The sequence below is a fragment of the Xaviernesmea rhizosphaerae genome (assembly GCF_001938945.1).
Lineage (GTDB): Bacteria > Pseudomonadota > Alphaproteobacteria > Rhizobiales > Rhizobiaceae > Xaviernesmea > Xaviernesmea rhizosphaerae.
On the sequence record NZ_MKIO01000030.1, the window covers coordinates 151,912 to 167,496 of the forward strand.

The 15,585-nt window shown below is 63.9% G+C and carries 14 protein-coding genes; 9 read left to right on the forward strand and 5 right to left on the reverse strand.

Going from position 1 to position 15,585, the window contains the following annotated elements:
• Positions 1-88: 88 nt before the first annotated feature.
• A complete protein-coding gene (gene aptA, locus BJF92_RS13025; protein WP_075635174.1) occupies positions 89-1,423 on the reverse strand; it encodes an omega-aminotransferase AptA in 1,335 nt (444 codons plus the stop codon).
• A gap of 146 nt (positions 1,424-1,569) precedes the next feature.
• Between aptA and BJF92_RS13030 the strand changes: the two genes are divergently transcribed.
• The gene (locus BJF92_RS13030; protein ID WP_075635175.1) at positions 1,570-2,118 is read left to right on the forward strand and encodes a cupin domain-containing protein; all 549 of its coding nucleotides are present in this window, start codon (positions 1,570-1,572) and stop codon (positions 2,116-2,118) included.
• 213 nt (positions 2,119-2,331) lie between these two features.
• On the opposite strand, the gene BJF92_RS13035 is transcribed toward BJF92_RS13030, so the two are convergent.
• Positions 2,332-3,117 carry a pyrroline-5-carboxylate reductase gene (locus BJF92_RS13035; RefSeq protein WP_075635176.1) on the reverse strand — a complete coding sequence of 262 codons (786 nt, stop codon included), beginning with the start codon at positions 3,115-3,117 and terminating at the stop codon, positions 2,332-2,334.
• Between the two features lie 195 nt (positions 3,118-3,312).
• Here BJF92_RS13035 and BJF92_RS13040 point away from each other — a divergent pair, with 195 nt between their 5' ends.
• On the forward strand, positions 3,313-4,275 hold the full coding sequence (locus tag BJF92_RS13040; RefSeq protein WP_075635177.1) for a sugar-binding transcriptional regulator: 963 nt from the start codon (positions 3,313-3,315) through the stop codon (positions 4,273-4,275).
• Positions 4,276-4,283: 8 nt separating this feature from the next.
• Here the strand turns inward: BJF92_RS13040 and BJF92_RS13045 are convergent, their stop codons facing one another.
• Positions 4,284-5,165, reverse strand: coding sequence for a LysR family transcriptional regulator (locus tag BJF92_RS13045; RefSeq protein WP_075635178.1), 882 nt, complete (start codon positions 5,163-5,165; stop codon positions 4,284-4,286).
• Positions 5,166-5,291: 126 nt separating this feature from the next.
• On the opposite strand from BJF92_RS13045, the gene BJF92_RS13050 reads away from it, so the two are divergent.
• Positions 5,292-6,788: a CoA-acylating methylmalonate-semialdehyde dehydrogenase gene (locus BJF92_RS13050; protein WP_075635179.1), complete on the forward strand. Its 1,497-nt coding sequence runs from the start codon at positions 5,292-5,294 to the stop codon at positions 6,786-6,788.
• Between the two features lie 218 nt (positions 6,789-7,006).
• The gene (gene rirA, locus BJF92_RS13055; protein ID WP_075635180.1) at positions 7,007-7,468 is read left to right on the forward strand and encodes an iron-responsive transcriptional regulator RirA; all 462 of its coding nucleotides are present in this window, start codon (positions 7,007-7,009) and stop codon (positions 7,466-7,468) included.
• A 114-nt stretch (positions 7,469-7,582) separates the two neighbouring features.
• On the opposite strand, the gene BJF92_RS13060 is transcribed toward rirA, so the two are convergent.
• Entirely contained in the window at positions 7,583-7,969 is a 387-nt protein-coding gene (locus BJF92_RS13060) for a response regulator (RefSeq protein WP_075635181.1), read from the reverse strand.
• 422 nt (positions 7,970-8,391) lie between these two features.
• Positions 8,392-9,096 (reverse strand): helix-turn-helix transcriptional regulator, encoded by a 705-nt coding sequence (locus BJF92_RS13065; RefSeq protein WP_075635182.1) that lies wholly within the window; start codon positions 9,094-9,096, stop codon positions 8,392-8,394.
• Positions 9,097-9,671: 575 nt separating this feature from the next.
• Between BJF92_RS13065 and BJF92_RS13070 the strand changes: the two genes are divergently transcribed.
• The 5 genes from BJF92_RS13070 to BJF92_RS13090 all read left to right on the forward strand — a co-directional run bounded on the left by BJF92_RS13070 (position 9,672) and on the right by BJF92_RS13090 (position 15,346).
• Positions 9,672-11,267 carry an ABC transporter substrate-binding protein gene (locus BJF92_RS13070; RefSeq protein ID WP_075635183.1) on the forward strand — a complete coding sequence of 532 codons (1,596 nt, stop codon included), beginning with the start codon at positions 9,672-9,674 and terminating at the stop codon, positions 11,265-11,267.
• A 102-nt stretch (positions 11,268-11,369) separates the two neighbouring features.
• Complete coding sequence (locus BJF92_RS13075; RefSeq protein ID WP_075635184.1) at positions 11,370-12,374, forward strand: ABC transporter permease subunit; 1,005 nt, start codon at positions 11,370-11,372, stop codon at positions 12,372-12,374.
• Positions 12,375-12,385: 11 nt separating this feature from the next.
• Positions 12,386-13,279: an ABC transporter permease subunit gene (locus tag BJF92_RS13080; protein WP_075635185.1), complete on the forward strand. Its 894-nt coding sequence runs from the start codon at positions 12,386-12,388 to the stop codon at positions 13,277-13,279.
• Positions 13,280-13,295: 16 nt separating this feature from the next.
• Positions 13,296-14,309, forward strand: coding sequence for an ABC transporter ATP-binding protein (locus BJF92_RS13085; RefSeq protein ID WP_075635186.1), 1,014 nt, complete (start codon positions 13,296-13,298; stop codon positions 14,307-14,309).
• A 29-nt stretch (positions 14,310-14,338) separates the two neighbouring features.
• A complete protein-coding gene (locus BJF92_RS13090; RefSeq protein WP_075635236.1) occupies positions 14,339-15,346 on the forward strand; it encodes a peptide ABC transporter ATP-binding protein in 1,008 nt (335 codons plus the stop codon).
• Positions 15,347-15,585: the final 239 nt, after the last annotated feature.

Here is a 15,585-nt window from a genome sequence, read left to right on the forward strand (position 1 = left end):
CTCCTGTCTGTCGATTCGTGTGCACAGCATAAAGCCGGCGGCGCGTTCGGCACCACCGGCTCTGATGAAGAAGGCCCGATGAAAAGGATCAGGCGGCGCGCTTCAGCGCATCGGCAATGGTCGAGACGATCGTGGCGATCTGTTCCTTCTCGATGATCAGCGGCGGCGAGAGCGCGATGATATCGCCCGTCACGCGCACGAGCAGACCCTTGTGGAAGCAGTCGACGAAGACGTCATAGGCGCGTGCGCCCGGCGCGCCCGGGCGCGGGGTCAGTTCGATCGCGCCGACGAGGCCGAGATTGCGGATGTCGGCCACATGCGGATGGCCTTTGAGACCGTGCAGCGCCTCTTCCCAGTCCGCCGCCAGATCGCCCGCGCGCGCCAGCAGGTTCTCCTCCTGGTAGATTTCCATGGTGGCAAGGCCGGCGGCGCAGGCGACCGGATGGCCGGAATAGGTGTAGCCGTGGAACAGCTCGATCTGGTTGCCAGGCCCGTGCATCAGCCCGTCATGCACCTTGCGGCTGGCAAAGACCGCGCCCATCGGAATCGTGCCGTTGGTAATGCCCTTGGCCGTCGTCATCATGTCGGGGATCACGCCGAAATAATCGGCGGCAAACGGCGTGCCGAGGCGGCCGAAGCCGGTGATGACCTCGTCGAAGATCAGCAGGATGCCATGCGCATCGGCAATTGCTCGCAGCCGCTCCAGATAGCCCTTGGGCGGCAGGATCACGCCGGCCGAGCCGGACATGGGCTCGACGATCACGGCGGCGATGGTCTCGGCGCCATGCAGCGCCACCAGCCGCTCCAGATCCTCCGCCAGCTCCAGCCCATGGGCCGGAAGACCGCGCGAGAAGCCGTTGCGCTCGAGATCCAGCGTGTGGCGCATGTGGTCGGCCGGGATCTGCGGGAAGACGCGGCGGTTGTTGACCAGCCCGCCGACCGAGATGCCGCCGAAGCCGACGCCGTGATAGCCCTTTTCGCGGCCGATGATGCGCGTGCGCGTGCCTTGGCCGATGGCGCGCTGATAGGCGATGGCGATCTTCAGGGCGGTGTCGACCGACTCGGAACCCGAACCGGTGAAGAACAGCCGGTCGAGCGTGGCCGCGCCGTCGCCGGGCGCGAACTGGCCGAGCTTGGCGGCGAATTCGAAGGCGATCGGATGGCCCATCTGGAAGGTGGGGGCGAAATCCATGGTGGCGAGCTGGCGCTCGACGGCCGCGGCGATCTTGCGCCGGCCATGGCCGGCATTGACGCACCAGAGGCCGGCGGTGCCGTCAAGGATCTGGTTGCCGTCCACATCGGTGTAATACATGCCGTCGGCGGCGGCGAGCAGGCGCGGTGCCGCCTTGAACTGGCGGTTGGCGGTAAACGGCATCCAGAAATTGTCGAGCGGCGGCATATTGGGGCGGGACGTGTGGTCCATGGCGATCTCCTTGATCCTGCGCGCGAGGTTTCCCCCTTTTTGCGGTGTGAACAAGTCCTTTTCTCACTTCCCGCAAGTTCTTGATTTGTCGTCATCGCAATGGCAGGTGTTGCGACATTCGCAACAAGATAAAAGAGGGCTCGCGCATGTCCGTGGATATCGGCAGCCGGCTTCGGCATCTGCGCCTGCGCCATAATCTTTCCCAGCGTGCGCTGGCCAAGCGTGCCGGCGTGACCAATTCGACCATCTCGCTGATCGAGTCCAATGCCTCCAACCCCTCCGTCGGCGCGCTGAAGCGCATTCTCGACGGCATTCCCATCGGGCTTGCCGAGTTCTTCGCCTTCGAGCCGGAGCCGTCGAAGAAAGCCTTCTTCGCTGCGGCGGAGCTGACGGAGATCGGCAAGGGGTTGATTTCTTTCCGCCAGGTCGGCGACGATCTCTTCGGTCGCAGTCTGCAGATCCTCAAGGAGTGCTACCAGCCCGGCGCCGATACCGGCCGCGTCCTGCTCACCCATGAAGGCGAGGAGGGCGGCGTGGTCCTCTCCGGCCGGCTGGAGGTGACCGTGGACGACGAGCGCCGCATTCTCGGCCCGGGCGACGCCTATTATTTCGAGAGCCGCCGCCCGCACCGCTTCCGCTGCATCGGCCCGGTGCCCTGCGAGGTCATCAGCGCCTGCACGCCGCCGAGTTTCTAGTGGTCTGATTTTGATATTTGCACCCGTTCGCAACACCCTCTGGGGCAAATGTCAAAATCATGAAGACTACTAGAAACTCTTTGTTTCTCGTGGAATTTCCGAATTTGACATTTGATCCTCGAGATCGCTGCACGCGGGTATCAAATGTCAAATTCATTCCACGAGGGCATCGGACTGAAGGGCTGCATCCGTTTTTCGGGCGCGATGCCGCGTTCAATCCTGTGGCGCGATGCCCGTGCGGATGCGGGCGAGAACGCGGTCCATGGCCTCGGTCAGGGCCTGCGTGCCGCCTCTGGTGTCGAAATCGCGGAAAACCTGCTCGTTGAGGCCGCCGCGGGTGGAAAACTCCTCGCGCAGCGCGGTGAAGCTCATGTCCGGGCTGCTTAGCGCCGTCTGCGCCAGACTGGAGAAAAGCGGGGCGAGATAGGCGCGCGCCGTCTCGTCGCGCATGCCCTGCATCTGCATCCAGCCCGTCAGCCGCTCCATCACGCCGAATGTCGTGCCCATGATGGCACTTGCCGCCGCCAGCACATCGTATTCCTCCTTGCGGTCACAGGGAACGGCGCGGCCGAGGCGGTCGAACAGCGCCGAGACCTGCTCGTTCCCCGGATAGATGGCGGTCACGCCGTCGCGTCGGGCGACGAAGGGCAGGGGGATGGCCTGCACGAGGGTCACATCGACGCCGATCCAGGAGAGCAGGCTCTCTCGATCCATGGCCGCCACCAGGCTGACGACGGTCTGCCCCGGGCTGAAGGTCAGCGGCCGGATCACCGCTTCGGCCACCTGCGGGCGGATGGCGAGAAACAGCATGTCCGCGCCGGCATCGACCACGGTCTGGTTGTCGCTGGCGATGCTGACCTCAGGGAAAGCGGCCGCGAGCTGGGCGGCGCGTTCGGCATTGCGGGGCGAGACGGTGATCCGGTCATCGCTTCCGCCGGTGCACAGGCCGGTGACGATGGCCTCGGTGATCGTGCCCGTGCCGACAAACCCCAGTCTCATGGCCATCTCCCTCGCTGTGACGCCGGAAGGGTGTCGATGGGACGTCCTTCCGACGATGTGTGCGCCTTTGTTTCATGGTGGATCGCGGCTGTCGAGCGGTCGCAGCCGGCGTTGCGCCTGCCGCCGCTGCTTGCCAGTTTCGCCAGGCTTGCTGTATCGCTGGACGGTGAGAGCATGGGCCGGAGGGGATTGACGATGACGAAACTGACCCGCAACAGCCATGATCTTGTCGATACCCGCTCCTTACGCGTGCGCGCCGCCTGGCTCTATTACAACAGGGGGCTGACGCAGAAGGATATTGCCGACAATCTCGGCATCAGCCGCTCCACCGTCATCCGCATGTTGGACGAGGCGCGCAAGCGCGGCGAGGTGCAGGTCTGGATCAACCAGACACCCGGCGAATGCACCGATCTGGAATTGCAGCTGGAGGAGCGCTTCTGCCTCGACGAGGCCATCGTCGTGCCGGGGGAGGGGACGGCGGAGGAGACGGCGCGCGAGGTGGGCGCCGCACTCGGCATGTTCCTGTCGGAGGTCGTCAGCGACAATTGCGTGATCGGCGTCGGCTGGGGCCGCACGCTCAATGCCTCACTCGCCACCTTCCGCCCGGCGCTCTGCCAGAACGTCAAGGTGGTGTCGCTGCTCGGCGGCCTTCTGGAGGCCACGGCGATCAATCCGATCGACTATTCCTGGCGGGTGGCGAGCGCGGTCGGGGCTGACTGTCTCCTGCTCCTGGCGCCGCTGGTGGTCGACAGTGCCGACACCAAGCGCCGGCTGATCGAGCGTTGCGGGCTGGATGCTCTGTTCCAGCGGGCCGAAACGCTTGATATCGCCGTGGTCAGCTGCGGCGAGGTGGGCAAGGCCGGAAGCTCGCTCTCGGCCGGCTTCCTGCCGCATGATCTTCAGGACCAGCTGGTGGCAGCCGGAGCGGTGGCCGATACGCTCTGCCAGTTTCTCGATGCCGAGGGGCGCAGCGTCGCCCATCCGATCCACGACCGGGTCATGTCCGTCGATCTCGACACCGTCGCCACAGCGCGCCACATCGTTCTGGCTTCGGGCGGGCGCAAGCGCGTGCCGGCCATTCGCGCCACCTTGAAGCGGATGGCCTGCCACACGCTGGTGACCGACGAAGCCGCCGCCCGGCTGTTGCTGGAACCGTAAGTGATAGACTACAAAAAGCGATGGTGCTCCGCCCGCACAATTTCCTGCAGGAAATCGGCGACCACCCGCACGCGGGTGAGATCGCGCGCGCTTTCGTGGAATGTGGTCCAGTAGCTGCGCCGGATCGAAATATCAGGCAGGATGCGGGTGAGCGACGGATCGGCCCGGGCGATGTAATCATGCAGGATGCCGATGCCCGCGCCCGAGCGCACCGCCTCGGTCTGGCCCGTGGCGCTGGAGATCTCAAACCGCGCATCCCAGCGCCGGAGGATCTCGCCGGAAAAATTCAAGGACGCCGTGAAGACCAGATCCTCGACATAGCCGATGCGCCGGTGGTCCTTCAGTGCTTCCACCGTCTCGGGCCATCCTTCCGCCTCCAGATAGCTGCGCGCGGCATAAAGGCCGAGCGTGTAGTCGGTGAGCTTGACGGACACCAGACGGCCCTGGTCCGGCCGCTCCAGCGTGATGGCGATGTCGGCCTCGCGGCTGGAAAGCGAGAAGGAACGCGGCACCGGCACCAGCTCGATCTTCAGCTGCGGATGGCGCTCGATCAGCCGTCCCAAACGCGGGGCGAGGAAGGAGACGCCGAAACCATCCGGCGCGCCGATCCTCACCGTTCCGGCCGCCGCCGTATCGGTGCGGGCCAGACGCGCCTGGGCCGCCAGCATCTCGGTTTCCATCCGTTCGGCAGCCGGCAGGAACAGCTCGCCCTCCGCCGTCAGTTCGCAGCCATGGGTGCGCCGCACGAAGAGCCGGGCCGACAGCGCGGCCTCCAGCGCGGTGAGCCTGCGCGAAAGCGTGGCATGGTTCAGGCCAAGCCGTTTCGACGCTGCCAGGATCTGGCCGGTGCGGGCCACCGCCAGGAAAACACGCACATCATCCCAGTTCATCGGCTCGCGGTCCTTCAATTTCTGCACAACGGATGCTTAAATCCCTGCATTGCCTTGTGCAAATGAAAGTGCGAGCCTCCCTCATCAGCTTCGACAAAGAAGCAGAAGGCCAGGGAGACACGCCATATGACCGAGATCGGACATTTCATCGACGGCAAGCATGTTGCCGGCACCAGCGGGCGCACGAGCCCGGTCTATAATCCCGCCACCGGCGAAATCCAGGCAAGCGTTTCGCTCGCCAGCGATGCCGAACTTGCCGCGGCCGTCGCCTCTGCCAAGGCGGCGCAGCCGAAATGGGCCGCCACCAACCCGCAGCGCCGCGCCCGCGTCTTCATCAATTTCGTCAATCTCCTGAACGCGCATATGGACGAGCTGGCGACGCTTCTGTCGAAGGAGCACGGCAAGACCATCGAGGATGCCAAGGGCGACATCGTGCGCGGGCTCGAGGTCTGCGAATTCGTCATCGGCATTCCGCATCTGTCCAAGAGCGAGTTCACCGAGGGCGCCGGCCCCAATATCGACATGTATTCGCTGCGCCAGCCGGTCGGCATCGGCGCGGGCATCACGCCCTTCAACTTCCCGGCCATGATCCCGATGTGGATGTTCGCCCCGGCGATCGCCTGCGGCAATGCCTTCATCCTCAAGCCGTCCGAGCGCGATCCTTCCGTGCCGATCCGGCTGGCCGAGCTGATGATCGAGGCCGGCCTGCCCGCCGGCATTCTCAATGTCGTCAATGGCGACAAGTCGGCCGTCGATGCGATCCTGACGCATCCCGACATCTCGGCCGTCTCCTTCGTCGGCTCCACGCCGATCGCCCGCTATGTCTATGGCACGGCGGCGATGAACGGCAAGCGCGCCCAGTGCTTCGGCGGCGCCAAGAACCACATGATCATTATGCCCGACGCCGATCTCGACCAGGCGGCCAACGCGCTGATGGGCGCGGGCTATGGCTCGGCCGGCGAGCGTTGCATGGCGATCTCCGTGGCCGTGCCCGTGGGCGAGGAAACCGCCAACCGGCTGATCGAGAAGCTGGTGCCGATGGTCGAATCCCTGCGCATCGGCCCCTATACCGACGACAAGGCCGATATGGGCCCGCTCGTCACCAAGGAAGCGCAGACGCGCGTGCGCGGCCTGATCGACAAGGGTGTCGAAGAGGGCGCCAAGCTCGTCGTCGACGGACGCGATTTCAAGCTTCAGGGCTATGAGAACGGCTATTTCGTCGGCGGCTGCCTGTTCGACCATGTCACACCCGAGATGGACATCTACAAGACCGAGATCTTCGGGCCGGTCCTCTCGGTGGTGCGCGCCAAGAACTATGAGGAAGCGCTCGACCTGCCGATGAAGCATGAATATGGCAATGGCGTCGCCATCTTCACCCGCGACGGCGATGCCGCCCGCGACTTCGCCAGCCGCATCAATATCGGCATGGTCGGCGTCAACGTGCCGATCCCGGTGCCGCTGGCCTATCATTCCTTCGGCGGCTGGAAGGCCTCGTCCTTCGGCGACCTCAACCAGCACGGCACCGATTCGATCCGGTTCTGGACCCGGACCAAGACGGTGACCGCGCGCTGGCCCTCCGGCATCAAGTCCGGCGCCGAATTCGTCATGCCGACGATGCGCTGAGCCATCCCCTTCCCTGCGTAACACTGCGGCGGCCTTGCTGAAAGGCCGCCGTTTGCGCATTCTGGACAGGCGGACTCCAAATAATTCCGGTCCGCGGCAGATCCCGACCCGATTCCGCCTTTTTTGAATTGTTCCAAACTACAAGGCATCCTATATCTGGGGCGACACCCGTGTGCCCGGCATTCGCCAAGACTTTTTCGACACGACTGGAGCATTGCATGCGCCTGACCAAACAGACCAATTATGCCGTCCGCATGCTGATGTATTGCGCGGCCAATGACGGCAAGCTCAGTCGCATTCCCGAGATCGCCAAGGCTTACGGCGTTTCCGAACTGTTCCTGTTCAAGATCCTGCAGCCTTTGAACAAGGCAGGGCTGGTGGAGACCGTGCGCGGCCGCAATGGCGGCGTGCGCCTGCCGCGCCCCGCCGATCAGATCACCCTGTTCGACGTGGTCAAGGTCACCGAGGACAGCTTCGCCATGGCCGAATGTTTCGAGGCGGGCGAGATCGAATGTCCTCTGGTCGACAGCTGCGGGCTGAATTCGGCGCTGCGTCGGGCACTCAATGCCTTCTTCGCGGTTCTGGCCGAATATACGATCGACGATCTGGTCAAGGCGCGGCCGCAGATCAATTTCCTGCTGGGCCTCGAGCCGCATCCGCGTCCCCAGACGGCCGCCTGAAGCAGACGGCGGCCTGACGCCGGTCCCGCTCATGAAAAAGCCGCGCGCTCGACACCGGGCGCGCGGCTTTTTTGTTTGGCGATTTACGGCTGGTCTCCGCCCAGCGCCTATTTGTCAGCGCGCGGCATATTCCCGCAGGATGAATTCGACCGCGGTCGGGTCGAGCTCCGCCTTGTCGATGCGGAAATCGGCGCCGTAATCCTCGAAGGTCTGGAAATAGGGATCGGACAGGGAGGCGGAGATCACGCCGACTGGGCCGATATAGCCTTTCTGGCGCAGGACAGGCACCGTCTCGCGGAAGTCGGCCTGGGGCTGGAGCCGATTGTCCATCAGGATCAATGAAACCGGCGCGCCGGACTGCACATAGTCGAGCGCTTCCTCGATGGTCTGGCAATAATGCAGGTCGATGGCAATGTTCTGCACCTTGCGCAGCACATTGCCGATGATGAGCTTCTCGGCGGGATCGTCATCGACGAGGAGGATGTGGGCCGTTTTCGTCATGTTTAAGGCATTTCTCTTGTGGTCCCGGCACCGGGAGGCGGCGCCAAGGGCCGGCGGCTTTCTGCCGGCAGGTGAAGTCTTGCTGCCAGAGCGAAGGACCGAACCCCAATCGGCCCAATGCTCTGATTTCGTTTCCGCATCGCATTTTCCCGAAAAGCTGGCACCATTTTCGGTCCTCTATTTTCGCCCCGGGGCGATGGTGAGATCGCCTGGATGCTTCAGTTCTGGCTGTCCTCGCGCGCCAGCGTGCCAGGACAGCGCGGCGCAACGCCGTGGGCTCGAGCGATCGCCCGGCGCGGCTTAAGCCTTCGTGTGCGCAGGTCCCGCAAATGGTGGGCCTGCGGCATGACATGCTGCAAACCGTCGGCGTGGCGTCCTTGCGCGCGCTGGCGGGGCACCGTCACCATGTCGTCGATCTCCGGCTATTGAATGATCTGTTCGCGGATGGCCTTGGCGACCATCTGCGTGCGGTTGACCACGTCGAGCTTCTTCAGGATCGTCGCCGTGTGCGAATTGATCGTATGCTCGGAGACCGAGACGATCAGCGCGATCTCGCTGGCCGTCTTGCCGTGGGAGATCCACCGCAGGATCTCCCGCTCGCGCGGCGTCAGGCCCATGCCCGCCTTGCTGACCAGGACGCGCCGGTAGAAATGGTCGAAGGCGCTGATTGTCTCGAAGGTCAGTTCCTGCAGGCCGGGCATGGGAAGATCTTCCGCATCGCCCAGATAGAACACGGCATGGCGCGCGCCGTTCACGCCGTGAACGGGGATGCAGGCCAGGAGATCGAAGCCAAGCTGCGTCAGCAGATTGCCCTGGTTCGGCGTCTGGTCCACGGCCCGCCAGAGCGAGGGGATGGTGCTTTGGTGCAGGGACTTGAACACGGCGGAATCGGTAAAGCGGTGCCGCTTGTCATATTCTTCCGCCAGGCCGGAGGGCAGGTCGTGCAAGGCGAGCTTGCCTGCCAGGCTGCCCATGTCCTTTTCATTTCCGAGCTGCAGAATGCCGAAATGCTCGAACCCGAATCGCAGGGCGAGCGTATGAAAGATGCGGAAGAAATCGACGCGGTTCAGCGCTTTTTCCAGCTCGGACTCGGCTGTCTTGCGTTCTTTGATCCTAAGAGATGACAATGTCGGCCGATCCTTGCAAATTATCTCCGGCATGCCCGGCTGGACGCGCTGTGTCCGCGAACCTGTCCTGCCACCATGTCGTCTCCACCCTTGCGACTGCCTCTGACGGATCGTCGGAACGGTTACCCGCCACACGCCCCTCAACCCAGGCAGCCTGCAACAAAGGCAGACGAAGTCCCGCGGCGTCCCGAGCGATGTCGGCGGTCCGGTGCAGCGCAAGGACGACAGGCAAAGGGTGCGACGCCAACCCTTGCCAGAACCGACCTTGTTGACGAAGCTGCCCTTATGCCGAGCATACCGAGACACTCACTCAGCCCCAGTATTCCATCCACCGACGAATCTCCCTATAGTTTTACCCAGCGATTGACTTTTGCCGCAAAGGCGGTGCCGCACTGCATCGCGAAGGCTGATAGCTGTGGGTGGATGGCCCTGATTTTTTCCAATTGGACAAAATCAGGGTGGGCGGTTCTTGCATTCCCTTAATAAATGGCGTTCCATTCGGCCGCTTGCGGGAAGCATGGCTTACCCGCCCATGATCTGTTGTCAGAAAAAGAACAACACTGGGAAGGACGTTCATGAAAAAATTATCCATGCTGGTCGCTGCCACGGCGCTGACGACCCTGATGGCGGGTGCTGCCTGGTCCAAGACTCTGGTCTATTGCGCCGAAGCCTCCCCCGAAGGCTTCGATCCCGGTCTCTATACCGGCGGTCAGACTTTCGACGCCTCCTCGCGCACCGTCTATAACCGCCTCGTCGAGTTCAAGCATGGCGGCACCGAGATCGAGCCCGGCCTGGCTGAAAGCTGGGAAATTTCCGCCGACGGCAAGGAATATACGTTCAAGCTGCGCAAGGGCGTCAAGTTCCAGACCACCGATTTCTTCACGCCGACGCGCGAACTCAATGCCGACGACGTGATCTATTCCTTCGAGCGCCAGTACAAGGCCGACAATCCCTGGAACAAATATGTCGCCGGCGCCTCCTGGGAATATCTGACCGGCATGGGCTTTCCCGAACTGATCAAGTCGATCGACAAGGTCGATGATCACACGGTGAAGTTCGTCCTCAACCGCCCGGAAGCGCCGTTCCTGGCCAATCTCGGCATGGACTTCGCCTCGATCCTGTCGAAGGAATATGCCGACAAGCTGAAGGCCGATGGCCAGATGGAGCTGCTCAACCAGCAGCCGCTCGGCACCGGCCCATTCTCCTTCGTCGCCTATCAGCCTGACGCGGTCATCCGCTACAAGGCCAATCCCGATTACTGGAACGGCAAGCAGAAGATCGACGATCTGGTCTTCGCCATCACCACCGATGCGGCCGTGCGGGCACAGAAGCTCAAGGCCGGCGAATGCCACATCATGCCCTATCCGAACGCTGCCGACGTGGCCGAGCTGAAGAAGGACCCGAACCTGACGGTGCTGGAGCAGGAAGGCCTGAACGTGGCCTATCTCGCCTACAACACCACCCAGGCGCCCTTCGACAAGCCCGAGGTGCGCAAGGCGCTTAATATGGCCGTCAACAAGCAGGCCATCGTCGATGCGGTGTTCCAGGGCGCGGCCAAGGTGGCCAAGAACCCGATCCCGCCGATCATGTGGAGCTATAACGACGCGGTCCAGGACGACAAATACGATCCCGAAGCCGCCAAGAAGATGCTCAAGGATGCCGGCGTTTCCGGGCTGAAGATGAAGATCTGGGCCATGCCGGTCTCGCGCCCCTACATGCTGAACGCGCGCCGCGCCGCCGAGCTGATGCAGGCGGATCTGGCCAAGGTCGGCGTCGAGGTCGAGATCGTCTCCTATGAATGGGCCGAGTATCTGAAGCTGTCGAAGGACAAGAACCGCGACGGCGCCGCCATGCTCGGCTGGACCGGCGACAATGGCGATCCCGACAACTTCCTGGACACGCTGCTGGGCTGCGAAGCCGTGGGCGGCAACAACCGCGCGCAATGGTGCAACAAGGAGTTCGACGCCCTGGTCAAGAAGGCCAAGACGACCTCCGACATTGCAGAGCGCACCAAGCTCTATGAAGAGGCGCAGGTCGTGTTCAAGCGCGAAGCGCCGTGGATGACCATCGACCATTCGGTCGGCTTCACGCCGATCAGCAAGAAGGTCACGGGCTTCAAGATGGACCCGCTCGGCATTCACCGCTTCGACGGTGTCGATATCGCGGAATAACACAATCCGCACGCCTGACGGCTCGATCCCCGAGCCGCGGCGTCCTCGTTCGGCGGCCCGATGATGATCGGGCCGCCGTTTTGCCATCCGAAGGAACGCGAAATGCTGCGCTTCATATTCGGACGCCTGCTCGTCCTGATACCCACCTTCATCGGCGTCTCCATCATCGCCTTCGCCTTCATCCGCATGCTGCCGGGAGATCCGGTCATGCTGATGTCGGGCGAGCGCGTGATGGCGCCAGAGCGCCATGCCCAGATCATGGCCGAACTCGGTCTCGACCGTCCGATGTACATTCAATATTTCGACTATCTCGTCGGCCTGCTGCAGGGCGACTTCGGCAAGTCGATCATCTCCAAGCGCTCGGTGCTGACCGACTTCCTGACGCTGTTTCCGGCGACGGTGGAGCTGTCCTTCTGCGCCATCGTGCTCGCGGTCGCGCTCGGCATTCCCGCCGGTGTGCTGGCCGCCGTCAAGCGCGGCACCTGGCTCGACCAGACGATCATGGGCACCGCCCTGATCGGCTATTCCATGCCGATTTTCTGGTGGGGCCTGCTGCTGATCATCTTCTTCTCCGGCTATCTCGGCTGGACCCCGGTTTCGGGCCGCATCTCGCTGATGTATTTCTTCAAGCCGGTCACCGGCTTCATGCTGATCGACAGCCTGCTCTCCGGCCAGCCGGGCGCCTTTAAGTCGGCGGTCACCTATCTGATCCTGCCGACCATCGTTCTCGCCACCATCCCGCTCGCCGTCATCGCGCGCCAGACGCGCTCGGCCATGCTGGAGGTGCTGGGCGAGGATTATGTGCGCACCGCCCGCTCCAAGGGCCTCTCGCCGTTTCGCGTGGTCGGCCTGCATGCGCTGCGCAATGCCATGATCCCTGTTATCACCACCATCGGCCTGCAGGTCGGCGTGCTGCTCGCCGGCGCGATCCTGACCGAGAGCATCTTCTCCTGGCCGGGGATCGGCAAGTGGATGGTCGATTCCGTGTTCAAGCGGGATTATGCCGTGGTGCAGGGCGGGCTCTTGCTGATCGCCGCCGTCATCATGATCGTCAATCTCGTGGTCGACGTGCTCTACGGGCTCGTCAATCCGCGCATCCGGCGCTGAGGGAGACCGTCATGGCCGTTTCCGAAACCAAGACCGCCGCGCCGCCTTCGGGCCTTGCGGAATTCTGGTTCTATTTCTCGCGCAATCGCGGCGCCGTCCTCGGGCTGGTGATCTTCCTGGTCATCCTCTGTCTGGCGATCGCCGCGCCCGTGGTCGCGCCGCATTCGCCGACCGAGCAGAACCGCGCGGTTCTCCTGCTGCCGCCGGCCTTCGCCGCGGGTGGTCAGCTCACCTATCTGCTGGGCACCGATCCCGTCGGCCGCGACATTCTCTCGCGGCTGATCTATGGCGCCCGCTTCTCGCTGTTCATCGGTCTTGTCGTCGTCAGCCTGTCGGTCGTCTCGGGCGTGCTGGTCGGGCTTATCGCCGGCTATTTCCGCGGGCGGATCGATACCGCCATCATGCGGGTGATGGACATCGTTCTCGCCTTTCCCTCGCTGCTTCTGGCGCTGGTGCTGGTCGCCGTGCTGGGGCCGGGGCTGCTCAACGCCATGATCGCCATCTCGCTCGTCAACCTGCCGCATTTCGTGCGGCTGACGCGCGCCTCGGTCATGACCGAGCGGACCAAGGATTACGTGATCGGCAGTCAGGTGGCCGGCGCCGGCACGATGCGGCTGATGTTCCTGACCATCCTGCCGAACTGTCTGGCGCCGCTGATCGTTCAGGCAACGCTGGCCTTCTCGGCGGCGATCCTCGATGCGGCGGCGCTTGGCTTTCTCGGCATGGGCGCCCAGCCGCCGACGCCGGAATGGGGCACCATGCTTGCCGAGGCGCGCGAATTCATCCAGCGTGCCTGGTGGGTGGTGACCTTTCCGGGTCTTGCCATCCTCATCACCGTGCTCGCCATCAATCTGATGGGCGACGGCCTGCGCGACGCGCTCGACCCGAAGCTCAAGCGGTCGTGAGAGCGGGAGACTGATCATGCCTCTTCTCGAAATCCAGAATCTGACCGTGGAATTCCCCACAATCTCCGGCTTGTTCCGCGCCGTCGACGGCGTGTCGCTGACCTGCGACACCGGCGAGATCCTCTCGATCGTCGGCGAGTCCGGCTCGGGCAAGTCCGTCTCCATGCTGGCGCTGATGGGGCTTCTTCCCAGCAATGCCAGGATCACCGCCGACCGCATGGCCTTCGACGGCAAGGACCTCCTGTCCCTGTCGGCCCGCCAGCGCCGCACAGTGATCGGCAAGGACATGGCGATGATCTTCCAGGAGCCGATGTCGAGCCTCAATCCATGCTTCACGGTCGGCTACCAGCTTGGCGAGACGCTGCGGCTGCATATGGGCCTGAACCGGGCCGAGCGGCGGACGCGCTCGATCGAGCTCCTGAAGTTCGTCGGCATTCCCGCGCCCGAGGATCGGCTCGGCAACTATCCGCACCAGATGTCGGGCGGCATGAGCCAGCGCGTGATGATCGCCATGGCGCTGGCCTGCAACCCGAAGCTCTTGATCGCCGACGAGCCGACCACGGCGCTTGACGTGACGATCCAGGCGCAGATCCTCGAGCTTCTCGTGCGGCTGCAGCGCGAGAACGGCATGGCACTGGTGCTGATCACCCATGACATGGGCGTGGTGGCCGAAACGGCCGAGCGCGTTCAGGTGCAATATGCCGGGCAGAAGGTGGAGGAACAGCCGGTATCGGGCCTGTTCCGCGATCCACACCATCCCTACACCGCTGCTCTTCTCGCCTCGCTGCCCGAGCGTGCGGTGATCGGCGAGCGGCTGCCCTCGATCCCCGGCGTCGTTCCCGGCCAGCACGACCGTCCCGAGGGCTGTCTGTTCTCGCCGCGCTGCACTTTCGCCACCGATCTCTGCCGGCGCGAGGTTCATGAACAGGGCCCCGACTTCGGCCGGGCGCTCTGCAATTACCCCTTGAGGATCGGCATTCCCATGGGACATCCCACCCTGTCGGTGGCGCTTGCAGGGGAGGATGCGTGATGCGCGAGGCAGCTCTTGGAAACAGCGGCATGAACGGGGAGACATCGGACAAGGCGCTCGGCGCGCCGGTGCTCGAAGGCCGGGATCTTGCCCGCTACTATGCGATCTCGCGCGGGCCGTTCAAGCCGACGGCCACCGTCAGGGCGCTGAACGGCGTCAGTTTCTCGCTCCACTCCGGCCGCACTTTGGCCGTCGTGGGGGAATCCGGATGCGGCAAGTCCACGCTGGCCCGGCTGGTGACGATGATCGAGGACCCGACGGCCGGCGAACTGCTGATCGACGGCAAGCCTGCCCGCGTGGGCGACCGCTCGCTGCGCAGCCTGGTGCAGATCGTCTTCCAGAACCCCTATGGCTCGCTCAATCCGCGCCAGAAGGTCGGCACGATCCTGGACGAGCCGCTGCGCATCAACACGAAGGACGACGCGGCCACCCGCCGCGCCAAGGTCGAGGAGATGATGCAGAAGGTCGGCCTCCGGCCCGAGCATTACGACCGCTATCCGCATATGTTCTCCGGCGGGCAGCGCCAGCGCATCGCCATTGCCCGCGCGCTGATGCTGCGGCCCAAGGTTCTGGTGCTGGACGAGCCGGTCTCCGCGCTCGACCTGTCGATCCAGGCGCAGGTGCTGAACCTCTTGATGGACCTGCAGAAGGAGATGGGGCTCGCCTATCTCTTCATCTCGCATGGCCTATCAGTGGTGCGCCACATCGCCGATGACATCATGGTGATGTATCTCGGCCGGCCGGTGGAAACGGGCACCTCCGAAGCCGTCTTCTCCGATCCGCAGCATCCCTATACCGCGGCTCTCCTTTCGGCCACCCCGGTCGCCAATCCGCAGGGACGGCGCCAGCGCATCGCGCTGCAGGGCGAGCTGCCGTCACCGCTGAAGCCGCCGTCGGGCTGTCCCTTCAATCCGCGCTGCTGGCGCGCGACCGACCAATGTCGCGAGATCATGCCGGCGCTTGCAGGCGATGCCGCGCAGCAGTTCGCCTGCTATCATCCCCTGGGTGAGAAGGCACCGTCGCCGCCATCCGCCTGACCGGCGGCTGGTCGGCCCGCCGGCCTTTGTGAAAACAGAGAGATAGAGCATCGGCCCGCAAGCCTGCTTCCAATGTGCGGCCCGATGTTTGATCACCGCCAGCCTGACAGGCTTTTGACGGGCGGCATGGGCCATTGTCTTCCTGCACGCCACGAGGCGCGCGGCCTCAAGCATGTCCGGCCAAAGCGATATCGCTGCGGCATCGGGCAATGCGGTCAAATCACAGGAAGCGAGCATTC